This is a genomic window from Aquibacillus koreensis, assembly GCF_025154055.1.
GTDB lineage: Bacteria > Bacillota > Bacilli > Bacillales > Amphibacillaceae > Aquibacillus_C > Aquibacillus_C koreensis.
In genome coordinates this window covers 14,080-40,611 of record NZ_JAOALK010000005.1, presented here as the reverse complement: position 1 = coordinate 40,611, position 26,532 = coordinate 14,080, and the positions used below count along the sequence as shown (strand labels likewise).

At 36.3% G+C, this 26,532-nt stretch carries 27 protein-coding genes; 23 read left to right on the top strand and 4 right to left on the bottom strand.

Features of this window, described 5'->3' with window-relative positions; genetic code table 11:
- Window positions 1-27 precede the first annotated feature (27 nt).
- From rnmV to NYQ66_RS00750, 22 genes are all read left to right on the top strand, one after another.
- Complete coding sequence (gene rnmV / locus NYQ66_RS00855) at window positions 28-588, top strand: ribonuclease M5 (RefSeq protein ID WP_259865834.1); 561 nt, start codon at window positions 28-30, stop codon at window positions 586-588.
- Complete coding sequence (gene rsmA / locus NYQ66_RS00850; protein ID WP_259865832.1) at window positions 581-1,456, top strand: 16S rRNA (adenine(1518)-N(6)/adenine(1519)-N(6))-dimethyltransferase RsmA; 876 nt, start codon at window positions 581-583, stop codon at window positions 1,454-1,456. The genes rnmV and rsmA overlap by 8 nt, the downstream gene beginning before the upstream one ends.
- 93 nt (window positions 1,457-1,549) lie before the next feature.
- Window positions 1,550-2,404 carry a sporulation peptidase YabG gene (gene yabG / locus NYQ66_RS00845; protein ID WP_259865831.1) on the top strand — a complete coding sequence of 285 codons (855 nt, stop codon included), beginning with the start codon at window positions 1,550-1,552 and terminating at the stop codon, window positions 2,402-2,404.
- 247 nt (window positions 2,405-2,651) lie between these two features.
- Window positions 2,652-2,918 carry a biofilm formation stimulator Veg gene (gene veg, locus NYQ66_RS00840; RefSeq protein ID WP_259865829.1) on the top strand — a complete coding sequence of 89 codons (267 nt, stop codon included), beginning with the start codon at window positions 2,652-2,654 and terminating at the stop codon, window positions 2,916-2,918.
- Window positions 2,919-3,080: 162 nt separating this feature from the next.
- Entirely contained in the window at window positions 3,081-3,260 is a 180-nt protein-coding gene (locus NYQ66_RS00835) for an alpha/beta-type small acid-soluble spore protein (RefSeq protein ID WP_259865827.1), read from the top strand.
- Window positions 3,261-3,479: 219 nt separating this feature from the next.
- Complete coding sequence (gene ispE, locus NYQ66_RS00830; RefSeq protein WP_259865824.1) at window positions 3,480-4,349, top strand: 4-(cytidine 5'-diphospho)-2-C-methyl-D-erythritol kinase; 870 nt, start codon at window positions 3,480-3,482, stop codon at window positions 4,347-4,349.
- 54 nt (window positions 4,350-4,403) lie between these two features.
- Window positions 4,404-5,219, top strand: a complete 816-nt coding sequence (gene purR / locus NYQ66_RS00825) for a pur operon repressor (protein ID WP_259865822.1) — start codon at window positions 4,404-4,406, stop codon at window positions 5,217-5,219.
- 158 nt (window positions 5,220-5,377) lie between these two features.
- Window positions 5,378-5,668, top strand: a complete 291-nt coding sequence (gene spoVG / locus NYQ66_RS00820) for a septation regulator SpoVG (RefSeq protein WP_259865820.1) — start codon at window positions 5,378-5,380, stop codon at window positions 5,666-5,668.
- Window positions 5,669-6,047: 379 nt separating this feature from the next.
- Complete coding sequence (glmU, locus tag NYQ66_RS00815; RefSeq protein ID WP_259865818.1) at window positions 6,048-7,430, top strand: bifunctional UDP-N-acetylglucosamine diphosphorylase/glucosamine-1-phosphate N-acetyltransferase GlmU; 1,383 nt, start codon at window positions 6,048-6,050, stop codon at window positions 7,428-7,430.
- A 14-nt stretch (window positions 7,431-7,444) separates the two neighbouring features.
- Window positions 7,445-8,398 carry a ribose-phosphate diphosphokinase gene (locus tag NYQ66_RS00810; protein ID WP_259865816.1) on the top strand — a complete coding sequence of 318 codons (954 nt, stop codon included), beginning with the start codon at window positions 7,445-7,447 and terminating at the stop codon, window positions 8,396-8,398.
- Window positions 8,399-8,473: 75 nt separating this feature from the next.
- Window positions 8,474-9,109: a 50S ribosomal protein L25/general stress protein Ctc gene (locus tag NYQ66_RS00805; protein WP_259865814.1), complete on the top strand. Its 636-nt coding sequence runs from the start codon at window positions 8,474-8,476 to the stop codon at window positions 9,107-9,109.
- A 479-nt stretch (window positions 9,110-9,588) separates the two neighbouring features.
- Window positions 9,589-10,149: an aminoacyl-tRNA hydrolase gene (pth, locus tag NYQ66_RS00800; RefSeq protein WP_259865812.1), complete on the top strand. Its 561-nt coding sequence runs from the start codon at window positions 9,589-9,591 to the stop codon at window positions 10,147-10,149.
- A 128-nt stretch (window positions 10,150-10,277) separates the two neighbouring features.
- The gene (locus tag NYQ66_RS00795) at window positions 10,278-10,508 is read left to right on the top strand and encodes an anti-sigma-F factor Fin family protein (protein WP_259865810.1); all 231 of its coding nucleotides are present in this window, start codon (window positions 10,278-10,280) and stop codon (window positions 10,506-10,508) included.
- A 144-nt stretch (window positions 10,509-10,652) separates the two neighbouring features.
- Entirely contained in the window at window positions 10,653-14,177 is a 3,525-nt protein-coding gene (mfd, locus tag NYQ66_RS00790; protein WP_259865808.1) for a transcription-repair coupling factor, read from the top strand.
- A gap of 145 nt (window positions 14,178-14,322) precedes the next feature.
- Window positions 14,323-14,856: a stage V sporulation protein T gene (gene spoVT / locus NYQ66_RS00785; RefSeq protein WP_259865807.1), complete on the top strand. Its 534-nt coding sequence runs from the start codon at window positions 14,323-14,325 to the stop codon at window positions 14,854-14,856.
- Window positions 14,857-15,336: 480 nt separating this feature from the next.
- Window positions 15,337-16,926, top strand: coding sequence for a putative polysaccharide biosynthesis protein (locus NYQ66_RS00780; protein ID WP_259865805.1), 1,590 nt, complete (start codon window positions 15,337-15,339; stop codon window positions 16,924-16,926).
- The gene (gene yabN, locus NYQ66_RS00775) at window positions 16,923-18,374 is read left to right on the top strand and encodes a bifunctional methyltransferase/pyrophosphohydrolase YabN (RefSeq protein WP_259865803.1); all 1,452 of its coding nucleotides are present in this window, start codon (window positions 16,923-16,925) and stop codon (window positions 18,372-18,374) included. Before NYQ66_RS00780 ends, yabN begins: the two co-directional genes overlap by 4 nt.
- Window positions 18,375-18,400: 26 nt before the next feature.
- Window positions 18,401-18,658 (top strand): RNA-binding S4 domain-containing protein, encoded by a 258-nt coding sequence (locus NYQ66_RS00770; protein WP_259865801.1) that lies wholly within the window; start codon window positions 18,401-18,403, stop codon window positions 18,656-18,658.
- 446 nt (window positions 18,659-19,104) lie between these two features.
- Window positions 19,105-19,404: a sporulation protein YabP gene (gene yabP / locus NYQ66_RS00765; protein WP_259865799.1), complete on the top strand. Its 300-nt coding sequence runs from the start codon at window positions 19,105-19,107 to the stop codon at window positions 19,402-19,404.
- Window positions 19,401-20,000, top strand: coding sequence for a spore cortex biosynthesis protein YabQ (gene yabQ, locus NYQ66_RS00760; RefSeq protein WP_259865797.1), 600 nt, complete (start codon window positions 19,401-19,403; stop codon window positions 19,998-20,000). The genes yabP and yabQ overlap by 4 nt, the downstream gene beginning before the upstream one ends.
- 52 nt (window positions 20,001-20,052) lie before the next feature.
- Window positions 20,053-20,388, top strand: coding sequence for an FtsB family cell division protein (locus NYQ66_RS00755; RefSeq protein ID WP_407652033.1), 336 nt, complete (start codon window positions 20,053-20,055; stop codon window positions 20,386-20,388).
- Window positions 20,389-20,464: 76 nt separating this feature from the next.
- On the top strand, window positions 20,465-20,878 hold the full coding sequence (locus tag NYQ66_RS00750) for a S1 domain-containing RNA-binding protein (protein WP_259865794.1): 414 nt from the start codon (window positions 20,465-20,467) through the stop codon (window positions 20,876-20,878).
- A 95-nt stretch (window positions 20,879-20,973) separates the two neighbouring features.
- On the opposite strand, the gene NYQ66_RS00745 is transcribed toward NYQ66_RS00750, so the two are convergent.
- The 4 genes from NYQ66_RS00745 to NYQ66_RS00730 form a co-directional block, all read right to left on the bottom strand.
- Window positions 20,974-21,954, bottom strand: coding sequence for a polyprenyl synthetase family protein (locus tag NYQ66_RS00745; protein WP_259865792.1), 981 nt, complete (start codon window positions 21,952-21,954; stop codon window positions 20,974-20,976).
- A gap of 37 nt (window positions 21,955-21,991) precedes the next feature.
- A complete protein-coding gene (locus NYQ66_RS00740; protein ID WP_259865790.1) occupies window positions 21,992-22,531 on the bottom strand; it encodes a Gx transporter family protein in 540 nt (179 codons plus the stop codon).
- Between the two features lie 35 nt (window positions 22,532-22,566).
- A complete protein-coding gene (locus tag NYQ66_RS00735) occupies window positions 22,567-22,983 on the bottom strand; it encodes a NusG domain II-containing protein (RefSeq protein ID WP_259865787.1) in 417 nt (138 codons plus the stop codon).
- A 167-nt stretch (window positions 22,984-23,150) separates the two neighbouring features.
- Window positions 23,151-25,058: an FAD-dependent oxidoreductase gene (locus NYQ66_RS00730; protein WP_259865785.1), complete on the bottom strand. Its 1,908-nt coding sequence runs from the start codon at window positions 25,056-25,058 to the stop codon at window positions 23,151-23,153.
- Window positions 25,059-25,463: 405 nt separating this feature from the next.
- Here NYQ66_RS00730 and NYQ66_RS00725 point away from each other — a divergent pair, with 405 nt between their 5' ends.
- Window positions 25,464-26,519 (top strand): FAD:protein FMN transferase, encoded by a 1,056-nt coding sequence (locus tag NYQ66_RS00725; RefSeq protein WP_259865852.1) that lies wholly within the window; start codon window positions 25,464-25,466, stop codon window positions 26,517-26,519.
- Window positions 26,520-26,532 lie beyond the last annotated feature (13 nt).

Below are 26,532 nucleotides of genomic sequence, written 5' to 3'. Positions count from 1 at the left end.
ATGAGAGAAAATTTGGAGGATAACAGATTGTTCATAAAAGAAGTAATTGTGGTAGAAGGTAAAGATGATTCATCAAAAATAAAGCAAGCTGTACAAGCAGATACAATTGAAACGAATGGTTCTGCTATAAATGATGATATTATTAATCAAATCAAGCATGCTAAAGACGTAAGGGGTATTATTATTTTTACGGATCCAGATTATCCTGGAGAACGGATAAGACATATCGTCTCCAATGCTGTGCCTGGTTGCAAGCATGCGTTTTTAACGAAAGCAGAAGCAAGAGCAAAGCACGATAAGGGGATCGGTATTGAGCATGCTTCTTTAGAAGCTATCCAACAAGCACTAGCAAATGTATATGAAGTTAGTGATGGTTTTAATAGTTATATCACAAAAGAAGACTTACTTGCTTTTGGCTTATTAGGAGGACCACATGCCAAGGAACGAAGAAGCAAACTAGGATTGGAATTACGAATAGGTTATACAAACGGTAAACAACTACTTAAAAGGTTAAATATGTTTCATATTTCAAAAGATCTATTTGTAGATACGATGGAGCGTATAATACGGGGGGAAAACGATGAGTAACCAAAAGGCTATAGCAACTCCAAAAAGAACAAAGGAAATTTTAAATAAATATGGTTTTTCCTTTAAAAAAAGTTTAGGTCAGAACTTCTTAATTGATGTGAACATTTTAGAGAAGATCATGGATGTTGCTGGTGTAACGAAAGAAGTAGGTGCAATTGAAATTGGACCGGGAATGGGTGCATTAACAGAACAACTGGCAATTCACGCTAACAGGGTGGTTGCATTTGAGATAGACCAAAGATTAATTCCAATATTGAAAGAGACATTGCAAACATATGACAATATTGAAATAGTTAACCAAGACATATTAAAAGCAGATATCAAGCATGTTATGGACACTTACTTCCAAGAACAAAAAGAAGTAAAAATTGTTGCTAATTTGCCGTATTATATTACGACTCCTATATTAATGAAGCTGCTTATGGATCGATTACCAGTATCGAGTATTACGGTTATGATCCAAAAAGAGGTAGCGGATCGAATGGCTGCAAAACCTAATACAAAGAGTTATGGGTCTTTATCTATTGCCGTTCAATATTATACAGAAGCTCGTGTAGCAATGAATGTGCCTAAGACAGTATTTATGCCACAACCAAATGTAGATTCTTCTGTATTACAATTGGATATTAGAGATAAGCCACCTGTAGAAGTAGAAGATGAATCTTTTTTCTTCGATTTAGTACAGGCATGTTTTGGTCAAAGAAGGAAGACATTACGAAATAATTTAGCTAGGCACTTCTCAACATGGACAAAAGAGCAAGTGGAGGAGCAATTAAACAAAGCAGGTATTGATGGTACAAGAAGAGGAGAATCCCTAAATATGGAGGAGTTTGCAGACCTGGCTAATTCATTTTATTCTGCGCATTAAGGAACAAGTTTCATTTCTCATCATAGGCTATTTTATAACGATAATCATGAAAGATTCTAATACAATGAATGGGTCTATGTGTGAGGTGAGAAAATGAATGTTTCAAAGGGAGAATTAGTGACTCGCTCTTCTTATAATCATGATATATTATTTCGTGTAATTAATATTCAAGATGATACTGTATTATTGCATGGAGAGGACATCCGTTTAGAAGCGGATGCAACGATCGACGATTTAGTAAAAGTACCAGAAAGAGACTTAGAGAATAGACGTAAAAAGTTAAAGGAGAAAGAGGATTATTCATTCCGGTTATTTCGTCAAGATTATCAATTGATGAAAGAACGAAGAGAGTATGAATCAACTTCTGGTTATCAGCAGCCATCTAATTATTTTCAAATTCCTGCACGTGTACTTCATTTAGATGGGGATCGTTTATACTTGAAAAAGTGTATCGACCTATATCAACGAATTGGTTTACAGGTACATGGTGTGCATCTGAATGAAAAAGAAATGGCTACTGAGATAGAGTCATTAGTTAGAAAAATACAACCTGACATTATTGTTATCACAGGTCATGATGCATTTTCTAGAACAAAAGGTGATAAGAGTGATATTCGTGCCTATCGCCATTCTAAATATTTCGTAGAAACAGTGAGAGAAGCAAGAAAGGTAGTTCCAAATCTGGATCAATTAGTTATCTTCGCTGGCGCTTGCCAATCCCATTTTGAGTCACTCATACGGGCAGGTGCAAATTTTGCAAGCTCTCCATCTCGAATTAATATACACGCTTTAGACCCTGTTTATATCGCCGCTAAGATCGCTTACACACCATTTATGGATAAAGTGGGTGTATATGATGCACTAAGAAATACGCTGACAGGAGATAAGGGTCTTGGAGGTGTAGAGACAAAGGGTTTATTGCGAACAGGTATGCCCTATATAGAATAGTAAAATAGACGAGAGAATCCGTACAATCAATGTGAGGTTGAAGTACGGGTTTTTTTATTTTCCAATAAGTAGGAAATAATTGTTTGCTAAATTGTACATAAAATTATTAAGATTTGAGAAAATAAGGATTAATGATTAACATTTGATGTTATCTGTTGACATTAAAATTGCTATACTGTTATAATATTATATTTTGTTGACTATGATACAAGCATATGGTATAGTGAATATAGTGAGGTGGAGTGTATTGGCAAAAACATTAGTTGAAATCAAACAAGGTCTTGATGGTCAGATTGGCAAACGCCTAAAGCTAAGAGCCAATGGTGGAAGAAGAAAGACAGTTGAGCGTTATGGAACGTTAGCAGAAACGTATCCTTCTGTATTCATTGTTGAGTTAGACCAACAAGAAAATGCTTTTGAACGAGTTTCATATAGCTATGCGGATGTTTTGACAGAAACAGTGGAATTAAACTTCATTGAAGATATGAGCACAGTAGTTCTTGGGGAGCAGTAAACTTTGTTTGCTGCTTTTTTATTTTGCGTTAAAATACAATGATATCCATTCATTCTAAATATTTACTTACTTTCTAGATGTTATTTAGAGTAAAAGGGAAAGATGCCACAAATGATAAAAATGTCGTAAGAGGCTAAAATTCTGAAGGGAGCTGTTTGCTTCATGGGTAGGCGTCGAGGGATTATGTCACACCAATTGAAAGAAGAAATAGCGAAAGAGTTAGGGTTTTACGACACGGTTCAACATGAAGGCTGGGGTGGAATTAGAGCACGCGATGCTGGGAATATGGTTAAGCGTGCGGTTCAAATGGCCGAAGAACAAATGAGAGCAGACAAATCCTAATTAGGGTTTGTCTTTTTTTTTACATGTTAGGAAAGTATAGAATAAAGGATAAGTGGAACCTAGGTAGTATATTAAATGCATTTTACATCCTTATAAAAACTAAAGGAATAAAGAGAGCAGGTAATTCAAATTGTGAAAGAACGATGACTGTGGTTGCGCTTTTATTTTTTTATGATAGTCTAACAAATAAAGCATAACATTAGAGTAGGTGAACATATCATGTACGTACTAGAAAAAGCACCAGCGAAAATAAATTTATCTTTAGACGTTTTATACAAGCGGCCTGATCATTACCATGAGATAGAAATGGTAATGACTACCGTTGATTTAGCTGACCGAATAGAGCTCATTGCAATAGATCAGAATACAATCAAAATTGAGTCGGAAAATCGTTTTGTACCAAATGATGATAGAAATCTTGCGTATCGAGCTGCGAAGTTGATCAAAGATACATATGGAATTAAACAAGGAGTTATCATCAAAATTGAAAAGGTAATCCCTGTAGCGGCTGGACTAGCTGGTGGTAGTAGTGATGCGGCTGCTACTTTAAGAGGACTCAATAAACTCTGGTCATTAGGTATATCCATTGAAGAATTGGCAACACTTGGTGCTAAGATAGGCTCTGATGTTTCCTTTTGTGTTTATAATAGTACTGCAGTTGCGAGAGGCAGAGGAGAGAATATAACGGAATTACCTGCACCCCCTTCGTGTTGGGTCGTGCTGGCAAAGCCGCGAATCGGTGTATCTACGCAAAGCGTGTACCAACATTTGAAATTAGATAAAGTAAAGCATCCGGATACAGAGGGTATGATTGCTGCTGTTAAAGCAGGTGATTTTGATGAAATGTGCAAAAATATTGGCAATGTTTTAGAGGATGTTACGCTTCCGAAATATCCAGAAGTTAGACAAATAAAAAAGCTAATGGAGTTATCCGGGGCAGATGCAGTATTAATGAGTGGAAGTGGCCCAACTGTATTCTCATTAGTAAAACAGGAAAGCCGTGCATGTCGCATTTATAATAGCTTACGAGGATTTTGTGAAGAAGTGTATGTTGTTAGGATGTTAGGATATCACCAAACACTTGAATAAACACGTATAAAATGGTATATTTAATGAAAAATATTCGGTTTTTGGGGTGTAGGAATGAAAAGAAGTGAACGATTAGTAGCAATGACAAATTATTTAGTGGAACACCCGATGGAATTAGTCTCTTTACCATTTTTCTCTAACAAATACGATGCGGCTAAATCATCTGTAAGTGAAGATTTAGCAATTGTAAATAAAATGTTCAAACAAGAGGGTATAGGGTATTTAGAGTCCATTTCAGGTGCTGCAGGTGGAGTGAAATATATTCCACAATACTCTAGAAAGAATAGCGAGTCGTTTATTAGTGAGTTATGTGAACGATTAGAAGATCCAAGTAGGTTATTGCCTGGTGGCTATTTATTTATGAGTGATATTCTAGGTGATCCAAGTATTGTTAGGGATATTGGACGTATTTTTGCTGCAGAGTTTTCGGGTGTAGAAATTGATGTAGTGGTTACTGTAGCTACCAAAGGTATTCCACTAGCTTATGCAGTTGCTTCTTTCCTTCACGTACCTGTTGTCATTGTTCGAAGGGATCCTAAAGTAACAGAAGGATCGACAGTAAGTATTAATTACGTCTCAGGTTCATCTAGAAAGATTCAAACAATGGTATTATCAAAACGAAGCTTACAAGAAGGCGCGAAGGTATGTATTATTGATGACTTCATGAAAGCCGGTGGTACCATTAATGGTATGAAAAATTTATTAGAAGAATTTAATGCTAAAGTTACTGCAATTGGTGTATTAGCAGAAGCTGAGGATGAGTACGAGGATCGAGTGGTGGATGAGTACACATCTCTCGTACAAATTACAAATGTCGATAATCGGAATAATCATATAGAAGTTCGCAAAGGTAATTTTATAAATAAATAAATAATTTTAGCTCAAAAAGCCCTAAATATCTCATTTTTTATAATTTTTCAACTGATATACTCAAAATTTTTAATTTTTTTTTAAAAATAGGCAGGAATTCTCATTATTTTGTTGAATTTATGGTAATAAGTTCTAAATGGGAAAAGGTGGTGAGCATAATGGAAGTAACAGATGTAAGATTACGCCGCGTTAATACCGAGGGCAGAATGAGAGCAATTGCTTCTATTACGTTAGATCAGGAGTTTGTTGTCCATGATATACGTGTAATTGATGGCAATAATGGTTTGTTTGTCGCTATGCCTTCAAAAAGGACCCCAGATGGGGAATTTAGAGACATTGCACATCCGATCAATTCTGGCACTCGTTCAAAAATTCAGGACGCTGTGTTAGAAGAGTATCATCGTGCAGGCGAAATGGAAGTAGAATATGAAGAAGCAGGTGCTTCGTAATTCAGAGCAATGTTATAACAGCAGGGGTCTAATCTTCCATGGTTAGGCTTCTTTTTTATGTACTAAACAAATAAAGGTAATATAGTTATTATTTCCCAAAACAAACTGTAATGAAACCTTAAATAGATAATTATTTAGTTAACTTTATCTTTGTTCCGAGCTCTTTGTTGAAATACGCTTGTGTTTAGGATATATTCGTACATGGATAAATATAAAATTAACACTACATAATTCAAACTTTTGGTCCTTATGGATAGAGGACCAAGTTATGTATATGAAATGATTTAAATAAAAAATTACAAGATGCTATTATAGGCTAAGATAGTATTATACACAAATTCCATGCTTTAAAGCTTTTATATTTGAACGGAGGTTACTTATGGATAACAGATATGCGGTTGTACTTGCTGCTGGGCAAGGGACTAGAATGAAATCAAAATTATATAAAGTACTTCATCCCGTGATGGGCCGTCCAATGGTGCAACATGTGGTGGATCAATTAAAAGAATTGCAATTTAAAAATATTGTTACCGTTGTTGGCTTTGGAGCAGAAAAAGTCCAAGAACAGTTGGGAACTGATTCTGAATATGTCATTCAAAAAGAGCAGTTAGGTACGGGGCATGCCGTTATGCAAGCGGAAGATATTTTAAAGGATAAACATGGGACGACTATTGTGGTTTGTGGAGACACGCCATTACTAAAGAGTGCTACTTTAATAGAATTGCTTCATCATCATGAGAAAGAAAAAGCAAAAGTTACTGTATTAACTGCTCATGCACCTGATCCATCTGGTTACGGAAGAGTACTTCGAAATAATGAGGGAAATGTAGAACGTATTGTAGAGCACAAAGATGCATCAGATGCAGAACTTGCCGTGAAAGAAATAAATACAGGAACATACTGTTTTGACAACGAGCTATTATTTCAGTCACTTAAAGAAGTCTCAAATGATAATGCACAAGGTGAGTATTACTTGCCAGATGTTATTGAGATTTTGAAAAATGCAAATGAAAAAATTAGCGCTTACCAAACACCAGACTTTGATGAGACGTTAGGAGTTAATGACCGCGTTGCATTAGCTCAAGCGGAAAAACTAATGAAGAAGCGCATCAATGAGAAGCATATGAGAAACGGTGTATCGATTATTGATCCGGATCATACGTATATTGGTCCAGATGTATCGATTGATCAAGATGTTGTGATCCACCCCGGATGTGTGATTACTGGGGAGACAAAAATAGGAACGGACTCCATTATTGGACCACACACGGAAATCAGCAATTGTGAAGTAGGAACAAATACGATGATTCGTCAAAGTGTTGCAAAGGATAGTAAGATTGGTGATCGTGTTCAAATTGGTCCATATGCTCATATTCGTCCGGAAGCTAATATCGGTGATGAAGTGAAGATAGGAAATTTTGTTGAAATTAAAAAAGCTAAATTAGACCAAAATAGTAAAGTATCTCATTTAAGTTACATAGGAGATGCCGAAGTAGGAAAAAGTGTTAATATCGGATGTGGAACAATTACGGTTAATTACGATGGTGAGAAAAAATACTTAACAAAAATAGAAGACGATGCGTTTATTGGATGTAATTCTAATTTAATTGCTCCTGTTACGGTAGGAAAAGGAGCTTATGTAGCAGCTGGTTCAACTATAAATAAGGATGTGCCAAGTGATGCCCTTTCCATTGCAAGAGCTAGACAAGAAAATAAAGAAGATTATGTTAAAAGGATAAAGAATCAAAACAAAAAAGATTAATGGAGGTCATTTCGATGTCTACGGCATATAAAGATTCATCTTTGAAGGTTTTCACATTAAATTCCAATCCCAAACTCGCTGAAGAAATTGCAGAACAAATTGGAACAGAACTAGGGAAGTGTTCCGTTACCTCTTTTAGTGATGGAGAGATCCAAATTAACATCGAAGAGAGTATTAGAGGTTGTGATGTATATGTCGTACAATCGACATCAGCTCCTGTCAATCAACATATGATGGAGCTTCTGATTATGATTGATGCGCTTAAACGAGCTTCAGCTAAATCAATTAATATTGTCATGCCTTACTATGGATATGCTCGCCAGGATAGAAAGGCAAGAGCACGTGAGCCAATTACAGCTAAGCTAGTTTCAGATTTAATACAAGCAGCAGGAGCAACACGTGTTATTTCTTTAGACTTGCATGCTCCACAGATTCAAGGCTTTTTCAATATTCCAGTCGACCAATTAGTAGGCGTACCAATCCTATCTGAATACTGGCGTGAAAAAGGCTTAGAAGATATAGTCGTCGTATCACCAGATCATGGTGGAGTAACAAGAGCACGCCAATTGGCAGATCGCCTAAAAGCTCCAATTGCTATTATTGATAAACGCAGACCTCGCCCGAACGTCTCAGAGGTGATGAACATCGTCGGGAACATTGAAGGAAAGACGGCTATTCTAATTGATGATATTATCGACACCGCAGGAACCATTACGTTAGGTGCTAATGCATTAGTAGAGAATGGTGCGAAGGAAGTATATGCTTGCTGTACGCATCCTGTGCTATCTGGTCCAGCAATTGAAAGAATTCAAAACTCAAAAATAAAAGAACTTGTTGTAACAAATAGTATTCCACTAACAGAAGAGAAGCAAATAGATAAGATTATTCCTCTATCTGTAGCACCATTAATCAGTGAGGCTATTATACGTGTACATGAAATGCAATCGGTAAGTATTTTATTTGACTAATGTTTATGTTTAGACGCTCCATAAATAGGGAAAAATAGTAACTATTACGTTTATATCCTATGGAGGTTGATAAAAGTGGCTATTAAACTTAAAGCCGATGAAAGATCAGACTTAAAGCGTTCTAACACAAAAAAGATTAGACAAGCAGGTAACATACCAGCAGTAGTGTATGGAAATAACAAAAAGGTAAAAACAATATCAGTAAATAGTATTGATTTACTTAAGACGGTTCGCGATGAAGGGAAAAATGCTATTATTTCTTTAGAAGTTGGTGGCGAATCTGTAGATGTCATGCTTCATGAATATCAAACAGAACCTCTAAGAGACGAACTCGTACATGCTGATTTCTATGTTGTAAATATGTCACAAGAGATGGATGTTCAAGTAACGATTCACCTTGATGGCGAGTCGCCTGGTGTAAATGATGGTGGTGTCTTACAACAACCATTACACGAGTTATCTGTTAGAGCTAAGCCTGGTGATATTCCAGAGGAAATCAAAGTGGACATTTCTAAATTAGATGTTGGAGATAGTATTACCGTTTCAGATCTTAAGTCAGGTAGTAAATATGAGATCTTAGAAGATGAAGAAACAACCATTGTTACGATCTTAGCGCCTGATCGCGGTACTACCGAAGATGAAGAAGGCGAAGAAGAGGAACAAGCAGAAGAAGTACAAAAGGAAAATGAAGAAGAGCAAAAAGCAGAGTAATCTATAAACATAAGATGTCGCTAAGAGTTACCTAACTCTAGGTGGCATCTTTTTTTGGGCTCTACACTATATTTTATGACGCAGTATAAATAAACTGGGTCGTAACACTGAGAGATGTTGTGAAAACAATGCAAGCGGCTGTGAGGGACCTTATTTTTCTGTTTTAGGCCAATTTTGAACCTGAGCGGCTATACAGTACGTTATTTTAGAAAATGCCAACGAAACCATTGAAATCAGGGTAAATAAGGGCTGTGGTAGCCGTTAAAACCATATATTCTAAGATTTCACGCAAATAAGGGCTCTCATAGCCGCCAGAATCATTAAGTAAGTTAAATCCTTTAGCAGTTACAACATTTTCCGTCTGCTAGTTTCCTGCAAAAAAGCCATACTAACTCAGATAAATTCTGTGTACTTTATTTTTGGTTAGGAACTAAGGTACAATAACAGGTAAGTATATATGTAAAGGAAGTCGGAAAAATATGAAGTGTATTGTAGGGTTAGGTAACCCAGGTAGAAAGTATGCGAAAACAAGACATAATATTGGATTTATGGTTATTGATGAAATGGCAAAGCGATATAAATGGAAATTGAATAAGAAAAAATTTAATGGCATTTATGCAATAGAAGCGATCGGTACAGAGAAAGTGTTATTATTAGAGCCACAAACCTTTATGAATTTATCAGGGGAATCATTACAACCTCTAATTGATTTTTATGATATTGCGATAGAAGATATTGTCGTTATTTATGATGATTTAGACTTGCCTCCTGGTAAAATACGCTTAAGGCAAAAAGGTGGACATGGTGGCCATAATGGAATTAGGTCAATCATTGATCAATTAGGTACAAAAGAATTTAAACGAATCCGAGTTGGTATCGGACGTCCACAAGCACCTATATCGGTTACGGATTATGTATTAGGAAAGTTTAGTGATGAAGATACGGAAGAGATAGAAAACAGTATCGATCGGTCTATTAAGGCTTGTGAGGCATGGATGAATAAGCCTTTCCAAGAAGTAATGAATGAATATAACCAGTAAACATATACTAGTTTAAACGATATTATTATGAATGCCTTTACATAGGTCAGTTGCAAGTGAATAGCGTATAAAAAATTTCCTTTCGGTACAAACTAATAGAAAGATTTGTCCATAGGAGGTTTTTTAGGGTGGCAATTGTTTATAAATGCAGTCATTGTGATAATCTAGTAGGCCAATTAGATCATCATACGGTTGATACACAGGCTTTAGGGTGGAATAATCTGTCGAGTGAGGATAGAAAACAAATGATCCAATATCAAAACAATGGTGATATACAGATAAAGACTATTTGTGAAGATTGCCAAGAATCATTAGACCGAAATCCACATTATCACGAGTTAGATTTCTTTATACAGTAATAGTAGGAAATCACAAAAAAGCTTTGGTCATGTAACCAAAGCGTTTTTGTACGTTATATGTTATAAATTAGGCAATAGATAGGATTAGAAACATCGATATTTTTGGAAGATGAGGTCGAGTTTCTTACTATAGGGGGAGGCACTATGCAAGGGATTAAAGAATTTTTAAAAGCTCAAGATGATATTTACTCCGTCATTAGTGGTGTATCATCCGGATTGAATGAGCAACTTGTAGCCGGTTTATCAGGTTCAGCTAGAAGCATACTTGCATCATTAATTAATGAGTCGACCAAGAAACCAGTTCTGTTGGTTACGCATCAGTTAATGCAGGCCCAACAATTATATGAAGATTTAGTTGAGGTATCAGACGAAGGAAACGTACACTTATATCCAGTGAATGAGCTTGTTGCCTCTGAAATAGCAATTGCAAGTCCAGAATTAAGAAGTCAGAGAATTGATGCATTAACCAAATGGTTAGATCAAAAGTCAGGTATTTTAGTAGCGCCTGTTGCTGCATTAAAACGGATGTTACCTCCTGCTACCTACTGGAAAATGTATCAGCTAGAATTTAAGATTGGTGAAGAGATTCCGATAGAAAAATATTTATCCTCTTTCATAGATATGGGATATGAAAGAGTGGAAATGACAGCCAGCCCAGGCGAGTTTTCTGTTCGTGGTGGGATTATTGACGTCTATCCAATTACAGAAGACTATCCAATTCGAATCGAACTATTTGATAATGAAATTGATTCTATTCGATATTATGATTCGGAGACACAACGATCACTAGAAAAAGTAAATCAGGTCACGATAGACCCCGCAACAGAGTTGCTTTTAACACAAAGTGATATGCTTCGAGGAGCTCAAAGATTAGAGAATGAGTTAGCGGCATCGTTAAAAAAACTGAAGAAGCAATCAGATAAAGAAACGCTTGCAGAAGTAGTTGGTCATGATCTAGAGCGATTAAAGCAACAAGAGCGGTTCCAGGAAATGTACAAGTATGGGTTTTACTTCTACGAACAGCCTGCTAGTTTATTAGACTATCTTCCGGATGATGGTTTAATCATATTGGATGAAATGAGTAGAATTCAAGAAACAGCTATGCGGTTAGATGAAGAAGAAGCTGAATGGTATAGCAGTGTTTTAGCGGCCAATCATATGGTAAGGGACTTGTCTATCTCTTATGATTGGCATGATGTATGGGCAAATATGAAGCAACCGAGGTTATATTTATCGGTTTTTTTACGTCATATTCCGAATACGAACCCACAAAATATCGTCAATATGTCATGTAGGTCCATGCAACAATTCCATGGTCAAATGAATCTACTGCAAAATGAAGTCACCAGATGGGGGAAAAGTGACTACTCAGTTATTATTTTTGCCCCGGATCATAAGCGTGCGGACAAAATTCAAGCAGTTTTAGAAGACTATGATATGGAAGCAATCGTAGCAACAAATGATACCCATCTGCCAACGAAAACACCAACCATTGTAGTTGGCAATATAAGTAGCGGTTTTGAATTACCGATGCATAAATTAGCAATCATAACGGAAAATGAACTTTTTAAAAAGAAAACAGCAAGGCCAAAAAGGAAACAAAAGATCTCCAATGCAGAACGAATTAAAAACTATCAGGAACTAAAAGTCGGAGATTACGTCGTTCACGCAAATCATGGTATTGGTAGGTATTTAGGTATTGAAACCTTAGAAGTTAATGGCTTACATAAAGATTTCATGCTACTTAAATATTCTGGTGACGATAAGTTATTTGTTCCAATTGATCAAATTGAATTAGTACAAAAGTATGTTGGGTCTGAAGGGAAAGAGCCAAAGTTATATAAATTGGGCGGAAGTGAATGGAAGAAGGTAAAAAGTAAAGTTCAATCAACTGTTGAAGATATTGCCGATGATTTAATTGAACTTTATGCAGAAAGAGAAGCAACCAAAGGATATGCTTTTTCTGAGGATACGACAATGCAACGTGAATTCGAAGATGCCTTCCCGTACCAAGAAACAGAAGATCAATTAAGATGTATTGAAGAAATTAAGCAAGATATGCAACAAATTCGCCCAATGGATCGATTACTTTGTGGCGATGTTGGGTATGGAAAAACGGAAGTGGCCATTCGTGCTGCTTTCAAAGCAATTGCAGACGGCAAGCAAGTTGCTATATTAGTACCGACAACCATACTTGCACAACAGCACTATGAAACGATAATAGAGAGATTTCATGATTATCCTATTAATGTTGGTTTACTTAGCCGTTTTCGTACGAGAAAACAACAGAATGAGACAATAGCAAACATAGGAAAAGGGTTAATTGATGTAGTGATAGGTACGCATCGTATATTATCGAAGGATGTAAAATTCAAAAATATCGGCTTGCTCATTGTTGATGAAGAACAACGATTTGGTGTAAAACATAAAGAGAAAATCAAGCAATTAAAAACAAATGTAGATGTATTAACCTTAACAGCTACGCCTATTCCAAGAACATTGCATATGTCTATGCTAGGGGTACGAGATCTATCTGTCATTGAAACACCGCCGGAAAATAGATTTCCAATACAAACGTATGTGCTAGAGTACAACCCAGTTTTTCTAAGAGAAGCAATTGAAAGAGAAATGGCTCGTGGTGGACAAGTATTTTTCCTATACAACAGGGTAAACAATATTGAAAGAATGGCCCAAGAAATTTCTGCACTAGTGGATGATGCTCGTGTTGCATTTGCTCATGGACAGATGAATGAATCAGAACTTGAGAATGTTATGTTTTCGTTCTTAGAAGGTGAATTTGATGTTTTAGTAAGTACAACCATTATTGAAACGGGTGTTGACATTCCGAATGTGAATACGCTAATTGTATATGATGCAGACCGGATGGGATTAAGTCAGCTTTATCAATTAAGAGGGCGTGTAGGTAGGTCAAATCGTGTTGCCTACGCATACTTTACTTATCAAAAAGACAAAGTGCTTACGGAAGTAGCAGAAAAACGTCTACAAGCAATCAAAGAGTTCACCGAGTTGGGGTCAGGATTTAAAATAGCGATGAGGGATTTATCCATTCGAGGTGCTGGGAACTTATTAGGTGCCCAACAACATGGGTTTATTGATTCTGTCGGATTTGATATGTACTCTCAAATGTTAACAGATGCGATAAATGCCAGAAAAGAAGGGAAAAATATTGAGGAAATTAAGCCTTTCGAAGTCGAATTGAACCTGGATTTAGATGCATATATACCTGATACGTATATAGAAGATGGAAAGCAGAAAATAGACATGTATAAAAGGTTCCAAGCTATCGATAGCCAAGAGGATATTCATGACTTAAGGGAAGAGATTATTGACAGGTTTGGGGATTATCCAATAGAGGTAGATAATTTATTCCATGTTTCAACTTTAAAGCTTTATGCTAAAAGAGAAAAGGTAGAATCCATTTCTGAGAGAAAACAAAAAATGGAGATACTGGTTGACGATCAGGCAAGTCAACAATTAGATGGCGCAAAGCTATTTGAATTCTCCAATCAATATGGTCGGATGATTCAGCTAGGAACAGAAGGAAAAAAATTGAAGGTTGTATTTAATTGGGATAAAAAAACGTATCCAGAGCGCTATGACCATGCCGAGCAATTCATTCAATCTCTAAAAGATATGAAAAGAGTTTAGGAACTGCAGAAAAAATTATGATTAAATGTATAGATCTTACAGTCTGACCCATACTAATACCCACAACTGGTTATTTCTACTTGTACATAAAACCAGTGGAAGTAACAGCAGAATAATCATCAAAGAAAGAGAGGCTATACAATTTATGAAAGCAACAGGAATAGTACGTCGAATTGATGATTTAGGTAGAGTGGTTATCCCAAAAGAAATTAGAAGAACATTACGAATTCGTGAAGGTGATCCTTTAGAAATATTTGTTGACCGTGAAGGTGAGGTCATTTTGAAAAAATACTCACCTATCAGTGAATTAGGTGATTTTGCGAAGGAATATGCAGATGCATTATTTGATTCACTAGGATCACCAGTGCTAATCTGTGACCGCGATGAATTCATTGCAGTATCTGGCGAGTCCAAAAAAGAGTATTTAGGAAAAAATATTGGTAAGCAGATTGAGAAAGCAATGGAAGATCGCGGCGTAATCACGGAGACGGAAGAGTCAATGATCGAAGTTATTGAAAATAATGAAGAAAAAATAGCATCCTATGCGTTAAGCCCGATTATTGCAAATGGCGATCCAATTGGATGTGTTATGATCATGTCTAAAGAGACAAGTATTGGGACAGTCGAACAGAAATCTGTTGAAACAGCAGCAAGTTTCTTAGCCCGACAAATGGAGTAGTTTTGAAGAAAAGCTGACTAGAAGGCAAAAATCATTCTAGTCAGCTTTTTTAGTGGGTTGAAACCATTGCATAGTATGTATAGAGCGCGACGTAGTTAACTTAGCTATTACGGAAGCTCTGCTTTCTAACGCGTTAAATTAGGATTCACTCTCTGACGCGTTCGAAAGTGTCTCTTTCTAACGCGTTAAATTAGGATTCACTCTCTGACGCGTTCGAATGTCTCTCTTTCTAACGCTTTAAATCAGGGTTCACTCCCTGACGCGTTCGAATGGTGCTCTTTCTAACGCTTTAAATCAGGGTTCACTCTCTGACGCGTTCGAATGATGCTCTTTCTAACGTGTTAATCTAATTTTAACAAACGCGTTTCGAAAATAACTGCGTACTTTATTTCGACTATGTAAGTTGTCACCATTGATGTACGTTTTCCAAAGTATGGTATAATTCAAAAGATAAGAATAAGCAAAGAAAGGCGTTACATCATGGAAAATCAATCTACAAAACAGCTATACAAAGGTGCATTATTATTAACATTAGCTGGCTTATTAAGTAAGATACTTAGTGCAGGTTACCGAATCCCACTCCAAAACATTACAGGGGATCTCGGTTTTTATATTTATCAACAACTTTATCCCATTTTAGGAATAGCTATGATGTTGTCTTTATATGGATTCCCAACAGCGATATCTAAGTTGGTCGCTGAACAGAAGGCAGAGGGGAAAAATCTTTCCTATTCTTCGTTTTATCTACCTATATTTGGTTTATTATATATAGTGTGCGCGATACTGTTTCTATCTTTATACACAGGAAGTAACTTAATCGCATCAATAATGGGCGACAGTTATCTAGCTGAACCACTACGCGTCACTTCCTATATATTTTTAGTTATTCCTTTGACATCATTTTTTAGAGGTGTATTTCAAGGCCATAATGATATGGGGCCAACTGCTGTTTCACAGGTTGTGGAACAGGTGATAAGAGTCAGTATCATTTTAATCGCAGCAGTTTTTTTAGTGGAAAAAGGCAGGAACTTATATGATATCGGATCCATAGCAGCATTAGGATCAATTATTGGTGCAACGATCACTAGTACTGTACTACTATTTTTATGGTTCAAAAAAAAGCCCATTGGAAAAGATACAGCATCTTTTCAATGGAATTTCTTAATCCGAGTCATCTTTGTTTATGGGGTATGTATTAGTATAAATCACATGCTTTTATTGTTCCTACAGTTCTCCGATGCTTTTACATTAGTTCCAAATTTAGTAGAGTACGGGTTAGATATACGGGAAGCAAAAGAGTGGAAAGGTGTATTTGATAGAGGACAACCACTTATTCAATTAGGAGCAGTATTAGGATCATCATTAGCCTTAGCATTAATCCCTTCCATTACAAAGCAGAGACTGGAACAAAATCCGGAACAATTCATTGTACATATCCAGAGTGCTCTTAAGCTAAGTTTTTATTTAGCAACCGCTGCAACAGTTGGTTTAATTGCTATATTTCCACATGTAAATGTACTCTTGTTTCGAAATGACCTAGGAACAATGAGCCTTCGAATTTTATCGGTGGCAATCCTAGTTAGTTCACTTGCGATAACAACCGCGACAATACTTCAAGGAATCGGTTTTATGTATCGGACTGCCTTATTTATAGTATTTGGTTTAGTAATGAAAGCTGTATTAAATGCAGTACTCGTTCCTTCTTATGGAATTGAAGGAAGTGCCATTGCAACAGTTGTAAGTGTCTCAATTGTTATGCTATTAAATTTGTATCAACTAAAGAAAATCATACCGGATTCATCCTTGTTTTATATCCCATGGAAGTCTTTTGGGACAGCTATCATTACCTTAATTATTTTTCTGTTTGTTATGAACCAGTTCGTGTTCAATTGGTTTGACATCGCATCACGCATAGAATATTTGGTTTATGTATTGGTTGTTTCCATATCGGGTGCAGGCATGTATCTTTTTGTTTTAGTGATAAAGAATGGGTTTAATCATGAAGAAATGCAAGCATTACCTTTTGGCGAATTATTAATAGAAGTAATGCAAAGGAGGAATAAAAATTGAATGCAAAAATTGAAGTGATTGGTCTAGGAGCAGGAGATATCAACCAATTACCTTTAGGTATATATCGGAAGTTAATTACATATAAAGGCGATATACACGTTAGGACAATCGACCATCCAGTTATTGAATCTTTAAAGACGGAAGATGTAAGTTTTGTTGCTTACGATACTGTCTATGAAAGCAATGATCAGTTTGGCGATGTATATCAACAGATTGTTCATGAATTAGTTCAACAAGCGAAGGAAACGAAGAATCTTATTTATGCAGTTCCAGGTCACCCTATGCTTGCAGAAAAGACAGTGCAATTATTATTAGATCAACAGGACGTACAGGTAGAAGTAATTGGTGGACAAAGCTATTTAGATAGCTTATTTACATCTCTAAAAATAGATCCAATCGAGGGATTTCAATTTATCGATGGTACCTCTTTCGAAAGAAGTCAGCTTGCATATAAACAACATATGGTTTTTTGTCAGGTATATGATGCCTTCGTAGCATCGGAAGTAAAACTCACTCTATTAGAAGATTTACCTCCTGAATATCCCGTAACTATTGTGGTAGCGGCTGGTAGTGAGCAGGAATTGATACAAACGGTTCCTTTAGTTGAATTAGATCAGTCCATGAAGCTAAGCAATTTAACTAGTGTGTATGTACCACCGGTTACCGATGAGCAATTGAATCATACATTTACCCGTCTTCGAGAAGTAATCGCAACATTACGTGGTCCGAATGGATGCCCGTGGGATCAAAAGCAAACACATGAATCATTGCGAAAATATTTAATCGAGGAAGCATATGAATTTATAGAAGCGGTGAATAATGAAGACGATGAAGGTATTGTTGAAGAAATGGGAGATGTCCTATTACAAGTGATGTTACATAGTCAAATTGGTGAGGACGAAGGATTTTTTACCATAGATGATGTAATAAAAACAATAACAGAAAAAATGATTCGCAGGCATCCGCATGTTTTTGGCAATATAGAAGTAAGTGATGCAGATGAAGTGGTCTCAAATTGGAATCAAATTAAGCAGAAAGAGAAAGGGGATTCACCTTCCTCTCTATTAGATGCTATTCCGGCAGACCTTCCTCAACTACTTTTTGCAGAAGAATTACAAAAAAAAGCAGCTAAGGTTGGCTTTGATTGGGATCAACCTGAACCGATTTGGGAGAAAATTACCGAAGAACTAAATGAAGTCAAAGAAGCAATTATAACTGGTGATGAGAAAGAACTTGAATCTGAATTCGGAGATGTGCTATTTGCCGTAGTAAATTTATTAAGATATTATGATATCAACCCGGAAATAGCAGTAATGCGCACCAATCAAAAATTTAAAACTAGATTTCACTTTATCGAAAATAAAGTGAAAGAACAGGGATTAAGTTTCACGGAACTTACATTAGACGAATTAGATCAATATTGGAATCAAGCAAAACAAATAGAATAGATTAATGTGAGAGAGGGAGTATTTGGATGAGACTAGATAAATTTTTAAAAATATCCAGATTGATAAAAAGACGTACACTTGCAAAAGAGGTTGCGGATCAAGGAAGAATTACGATTAATGGTAACCAAGCTAAAGCTTCGACAAATGTTGCTGTGGGTGACGAGCTCACAATACAATTTGGTCAAAAACTAATTACCATTCAAGTAGAATCACTAAGAGAAACCGTAAGAAAAGACGAAGCAGCAACTTTGTATAGTGTGAAGAAAGAAGAAGCAGTGAAGTAGAATATATATTCAGATTGTGTACACTGTTGCAGTAACTAATTATTCAATTAGAAAGTCAGTAATGGTTCCCGAACTAAAGCCTGAGGACTCGAAAAAGGAATTAAAAGTCAGTAATGGTTCCCGAACTAAAGCCTGAGAACTTGAAAAGGGAATCCAAAGTCGGTTATGATGCCCGAACTAAAGCCTGAGAACCTGAAAAGAGAATTAAAAGTCGGTTAAGATGCCCGACCTAATGTTGGAGGATCTTAAACAGGCATCTAAAGGAGAATTTTACTATTTTCTGGTCGAAGTCACCATAGGAGCGGGTGAAAAAGGTACGTCACAATTCTATCGATTACGTAAAATCAAAAAAATTTTTACGCTTAATGGAGACACTTTTCATAACTATTTGTTCTAAACTTGTCCCTCCCCACATAAATTGGTAACGATAAAGGGAGGGCTGGATAATGAATTATTATGAGAGAAACCCCGCTGCTAGTCCGCAGGTGGACCACAATATAAGAATGAACAATAGACGGAACTTAGAGATCACTGGAGTGAAAGAAGTAGATAGCTTTGATAATGAAGAATTTCTTTTAAAGACAGAAATGGGCTACTTAATTATTCGTGGTGAAAACCTACAAATGAAAAACCTTGATGTTGAACAAGGGAATGTTGCGATCAAAGGGAAAATTTATGAGCTTTCTTATTTGGATGAAGAACATGGGGAGAAAGCTAAAGGTTTCTTTAGCAAGCTATTCAAATGACGTTGACAACCCAATTCCTTACGATTATAACGATGATTGTAGGAGGGGTTTATTTAGGTGCTGCCATACAAACCTTTCGTAGGTTTGAAAAAACTTGGAAGAAGAGCCCAATCTTCTCTTACATGATTGAAATTAGCTTCTGGTTATTGCAAACCTTGATCCTCTTTTATGCTTTATACTTAGTGAATAAAGGTGAATTAAGGCTATATATTCTACTTGCATTAATCTGTGGCTTTGCGTTGTACAAAAGTTTGCTAGAAAGCTTGTATAAGAGATTGCTAGAGCAAATGATTAGGACAAGTGTTGCCATCTATAATTTTATGTATCGCCTTGTACAAGCTGTCATTATTCGTCCAATAAAAGGTCTTATTTCTATTCTGATTGCATTGATCATCTGGATATGGGGAATCATTCTGTGGATATTAATTTTACTATTAAAGATTGTCTACTATCCTTTATCGTTAATTGGTAAGGTAGTATGGCGTTTAACCCCTCAAAATGTAAAAAAATTCTTTGCTAATTTAGCAGGAATTTATAGTAAAATAAAGAATACTATAAGCAAATGGTGGAAATTTATTCGTAGCAAAAGGGGGTAGTCGGTCGGTGACACGCAAGGAAAGAAAAATCGCAAAAATAGACTCAACTTATATGAAGCAATATGATGCGTATGTGGAAAGACAAGTGAAAAAAAAGAAGCGTTTATACCGGCGCCTTGCACTGTTTACTATTGTTGTAATCATTGCTTTAGGTAGCATGATTACTTACCATATGAATCAAAGAGACCTCTATACAGAAAAGAAAGAAGCGCATGAGCAACTAGAACAACAACTGGCTTCCCTTAAAGATGAGGAAAAAGAACTTGAGCAGGAAATTGAACTATTAAATGATGAAGATTACGTACTTCAAATTGCTAAAACAAACTATTTCTTTTCAGAAGAAGGAGAAATAATTTTTAAAATTCCTGAAGAAAAGGCGTCATATTGACACGCTTTTTAATACTTATATATACTATATAAGTAAGAAATTTTTTTTCAAAATCTTAAGGAGGAGCATTTTTTTTATGTCAATCGAAGTAGGCAGCAAGTTACAAGGTAAGGTAACAGGGATCACTAAATTTGGAGCATTTGTTGAATTGCCAGGAGGTTCAACAGGATTAGTTCATATTAGTGAAGTTGCTGATAACTATGTCAAAGATATTAATGAATATTTAACTGTTGGTGACCAGGTAACGGTTAAAGTAATTAATGTTGAAAAAGATGGTAAGATAGGATTATCGATTAAGAAAGCAAAAGATAATCCAAAACCTAGTTCAAATCGCCGAAAAAGTAATACACATTCAAAAGGTAACCAAGACCGTACAGAGACATTTGAAGCGAAGATGAATCGTTTTTTAAAGGACTCTGAGGACCGTTTAGCAACGTTAAGAAAACATACAGAATCTAAACGTGGAGGTCGAGGTGCTAAAAAAGGATAACTTGCTGTCTATCTAATAGAATTGAATAAGGAATGCCACAATTTTTAAATAAAAAGCTGATACCTCACGAAGGGTATCAGCTTTTCTTTTCTGTCTTAAACGTTACGGTTAAGTAGCGTAGTTGTTATTTCCAACAGTTTTTCTCTATAATCACCTTTTGGCATTTTTTTAATTTGAGCTATTGCTTTATGGGTATATCTTTTAGCTAGATGACGTGCTTTTTCTACACCTTGATAGCGGTTAATCAGGTCCATTAGCTTTTCTAAGTCTTCATCTGTTAATGTATCACCTTTTGATAGTAACGGTTTAAAAGCTTCTTGGTTCTCCTGCATGGCATATATGATAGGCAAATTATAGATTCCTTGGCGAATATCGGCCATTACAGGCTTTCCAAGGGTGTCACTAGTACCCTGATAGTCTAAGATATCATCAATAATTTGAAATGCCATTCCCATATAATGTCCCATATTCCATGCTAGCATTGCTTGTCTGCGTGATGCATCACTTGTGATCGCACCAGAATAGCAGCTTACAGCAAACAGTTGTGCAGTTTTTCCTGACACGCGTGATAAGTAATTTTTAACGGAAACAGTAGATTGGTAGCGAGAATTCAACTGATCTAATTCTCCGCTAAGGATTTTTTCCATTCCGCGTGCATTAAATTCTAGATGAGCTAGTGAATTGGCATGACGGGAAAGGATTGTAAAACAAACACAGAATAGATAGTCCCCGGCATAAATCGCAAATTTATTTCCGTTATTTGTATGAATAGTTTTATTCCCATGGCGAGTTTCTGCTTCATCAATAACATCATCGTGTACGAGTGTGGCCATGTGTAATGTTTCTAAAGCAGCAGCTACTGCAATGGATTTTTCTTTATTATTATTTGGGCCAATTTCAGAACATAATAGGGAATAAGCAGGTCGAAGTAATTTTCCTCCTGAATGAACTAAGTTTCTAATTGTCGTTTCAACAGTTTTATCACGAACACGGATATGTTTTTCAATTAATTCAAGTACTTGTGATAAGTCCGTTTTTAACGCAGGATAGGCATTCCACATTTGATGTACACGCATAACCAAAACCCTCTTTCCATCTATTATTTGTCCTTATTTATATATTCCTTTTCAATTCTCTTAAATCTCTGTAGTAGTGCAGTTTCTCCACATGATTTAATAGATAGTTGGCAAAGATTCCAATTGCGATACCGGACAAGATCCCGATAAATGATAAAACAGGTAGGTAAAGTAGAACCGTCCATGTTTGTGCAATCCAACTAGCGATCATCAATTGACCAACATTATGCAGAATGGCTCCGGCAGTAGATACACCGATTAGGCTTACCCGATTAGGACCTAATTTCTTTACTGCCCACATACCTATAAAGCTTAAAATGGCGCCAGAAGCACTATACATAAAGGATGAAATGGTTCCACCTAAAAGAGTAGATAGAACAATTCTTATCGCAACAACTTTTGCCGCATCTTTCGTAGAAAGGGTGTATAAGGCCATACATGTAATAATGTTTGCTAAGCCTAATTTTGCGCCAGGTGCAATAGCAAAAGGGAAAGGTATAGCCCTTTCTATAAGACTAATAATGACAGCCTGTGAAGCTAGTAAAGCAATATAAACAAGACGCTGGTTTTTTGTCATGGCCATCAACTACCTATCTTTGTAATGTGGTTTCTTTATGAGCTTATGATAATATCATCTGTCTCCCCAGATTCCGTTTGAATTTCAATGACTAGTTTATGCGGCAAACAAACAATCGTTTCACCGGCTTTTGCTATAAAACCTGTTCTTACACAAACTTGATCAGGACATGTAGCTGCTTTAATTCGAATTTGATTGTTCTTAATCTCAATTGTATTTGTATCTCCATCTGATGCTGTAATATCAAAGGTATGTGATTCTGTATTTCCAGTAAGCGTAATTCGTTCTATCTCTTCATTATCAACAGTGATCACTGCTACTAAATTAGCATTTGTTTGATCTACTTTTGTTTGTTGATAGCTAAAAATAGCTAAGGGCAAAAAGGAAAGAAGTACAAGAGCGATGATGATAATAGCGTCCCAGCGCTTAATCATATGAAAGTAAGCATTCATTTCTTTTCTCCCCTTTACTATCTTACATGTTTAAAAAGTATCAAATTTAAGCATCCATTATCATCACTTGACACATGAACTATGGAGTTCTAGATTATAATTTAAAAGAAAATATAGTAGAGGGTGGCAAAAGGTTTTGCTCCTTCTGCCATTCCTCCAATGAATCATTAGCTAGCTTTTCTTCTTTTTGCTGCCTGCTTTGATGATGTGCCATCCTGATAGATAGAACGTTCTTTGCCATACCACCAGTCTCCAACCTTTTGTTGTAAGAAAGGTACTACCCAATAATCTAAACCAACGCTTCTTCCCGAACCGTTCATCAAGGCAATTGATGCAGGTAATGCCCAAAGTTTATCCCAACCAAGCATTGCAGAGAGGGTAAACATAACAAGGAATCCAGCACTTGCTGCACTTGCTAACCATGTGAATAAACCACCTAAGATTGCTAGACCAATACCTAATTCTACGAACACCATAACTTTTTGCATGAATACTGCCATTTCTGGAGTAGGTAAAACGATTTCCATGAACCACTGAAAAATCCCGGGCATTTTACTTAAGACAGGTGTTGCCCATTCTGTTGCTTCAGCAGCTTCACTTGCGCCACTAGTTGTTGTTTGTAACCATTCAAAAGGCATTCTTACAGTTGATCCAACTAACCAAGAATCTTCGCCAAGGCCATTAAATAATTTAGGTATATTACTCCAACTAGATGTTGCTTCATCCCATGTTGATTTACCCCAAATTTTTGTCCCTGCTTCTACTAACCAGAAACCACCAACGAATATACGTAAAGGTAAGCTCCAAAGTATGTTCCCATAACGTGTCGTAAAGTTACGGAAAATATTACGTTTGTCTTTTGTATGGAAAAATTCATGCATTACATATTGGAACATATAATAGCCACTTCTGATACCGAAGAAATAATACAAGTTAACCATGTGTTTCATCAAGATTGCGAACCAGCCACTTAGATGGATCCCACTTAAATCAGCAACCCCGTATCTAGCACCAATTGAAACCATGACTCCGTGATATTTACCTTTGTAAGCTTCTTTATCCCCACCAGATATTTCTGCAATAATACTTTTTGCAGCAGTCATACCAGTCTGTTCAGCAGCTTCAACTATTTGAGGTGTTGGTTTTCCAGGTTCTTCTTCGTAATACGCTAAGTCACCAATTACATACACATCTTTGTGATCTTCTGATTCCATATATTCATTTACTTTTAGGCGCCCGGCACGACCTGCAGACATGCCATAATCTTTTGTATCTGAGTTAGCTTTTACCCCTGCAGTCCAAATTAAAGTATGGGTAGGGATCTCTTCACCAGATTTGAGAATAATAGATCCAGCTTTCACCTCAACGATTGGTGAATTTTTAAGAATCTTAATACCCTTTTTCACCATGTATCTCTCCGCTTTATCTGCATCTTTACGGTTTAACATATTTAATATGGTTGGTGCAGCTTCCACAACGTATAAGGTGATATCTTCTGCATCAAGTTTGTTATCCTTAGCTAAGCGGTTTTTCCACTCTAATAACTCGCCAACCATCTCAATTCCTGTAAATCCTGATCCACATACCGTGAAAGTAAGCATTGCGCGACGTTTTGCTTCATCATGTATTTGTGCTGCACTACGAACTGTTTTTTCAATATGCTCACGTAGTTTAACTGCATCTTCCCATGACCAAAGTGTGAATGCGTGTTCTCCTACACCAGGTGTGCCAAAATCATTTGGTTCGCCACCCATACCTAAAATTAAATAATCGTAGTCGAATTCCCCGTGTTCAGTTGTAACGATCTTCTTGTTGTGGTCTACATGCGTTACATTATCTGTAACTAAATTAACTTTTGTCCGGTTAAACAAGCGACGTAAATCAAACTGAATCGCATCTGGTTCAACACGATGCGCAGCTACTTCATGTAATTCTGTCATCATCGTATGATAAGAATGACGATCAATTAACGTAATGGATACTGACGAGTCCTTCTTGTATTTTTTTGCGAGTTTTTTAGCTGCATGAACCCCAGCATAACCGGCTCCAATAATAACAATGTTTTTATCAGCCATTTTCATTCACTCCCTTTTATTCATCCACCAAATGTGAATGGTTGAGCAATCGACTATATTGTACAGCGATTCACAAACACTGTCTATGCTTACCAGAGATTCTATACAAAAAAATATAGTAAGTGTTCACGATTTAGTAACAAAACCAAATTGTTGAAAATGTTCACCATCTATTCACATATCAGCAATCCTTGCCACTGCTTAGTTTAGTGGGATTTTTTAAACATTTTGATTGTTCAAGTATATATACAGGACTTAAAACGTATAGACAGGAAATTGGTGCAATGATAATATGTGAATATATTCACAATAGATTTATAATGTTTATGATTAATAAATGACTAATAAAAATAACAGAAACCAAGAAACTTAGAAAAATAGTTCATGAAAGGTATGAGGATGATGATAAAACGATGGATTTTATATACGTGTATATTAACCTTAATTATTATGACAGGATGTGGTCAAGCTGCGGAACAGACGACAAAGCTTACGAATAACCCTTATAAAGAGACTGCTTTTTTAATGGGAACGGTTGTAACGATTAAGGTTTATGATGAAGACAAGGAAGATGTGTTGGATCTTGCATTTGACAGAATGCATGCTTTAGCAGACCAGATCACTTCGGAAGAAGAAGCGGCTTCTGAGGTCGATAAAATTAATCAAAATGCTGGTGTAGAACCTGTCTCTGTATCCGAGGATTTATTTACGTTAATTGATAAAGGAAAGACATATAGTGCGAAGGCAGAGGGAACATTTGATATTTCGATTGGTCCGCTTACATCTCTATGGCACATTGGATTTCCAGATGCGCGGAAACCAGAACAAACAGAAATTGATAAAGTATTACCTTTAGTAGACTACAAGAACATCGAATTAAATGAAGAAGAACAATCTGTATTCTTGAAAAGGGAAGGCATGAAATTGGATTTGGGTGCCATTGCGAAAGGATTCATTGCAGATGAGATTGTCCAGGTATTAGAAGAAAATGAAGTAGAAACAGCGATTATTGATTTGGGTGGTAATATCTTCGTGATGGGTGATCATCCTGAAGGTAAAGCTTGGACAGTTGGTATTCAGAACCCGTTCTCTGCTAGAGGTGAAACAGTCGGTACAGTAAAAGTAACGAACAAGTCGATTGTTACTTCTGGTATCTATGAAAGGTATCTCGAGCAGGACGGAGTGAAATATCATCATATACTCAATTCTAAAGACGGATATCCAATTATGAATGATATTGCAGGGATTTCGATTATTAGCGAAAAGTCGATAGATGGTGATGCACTTTCTACCTCTGTTTTTTCGAAAGGTATAAAAGAAGGCATGGCTTATATAGAAGAGTTTGATGGAGTGGAAGCTGTTTTTGTTAGTAATGATAAAGAAGTTTATTTAACTTCAGGTTTAGAACAAGTCTTTACAATAACGAATGATGAATTTGAAATATCATCATTAAAGAAATAAAAGGGGTGATTCG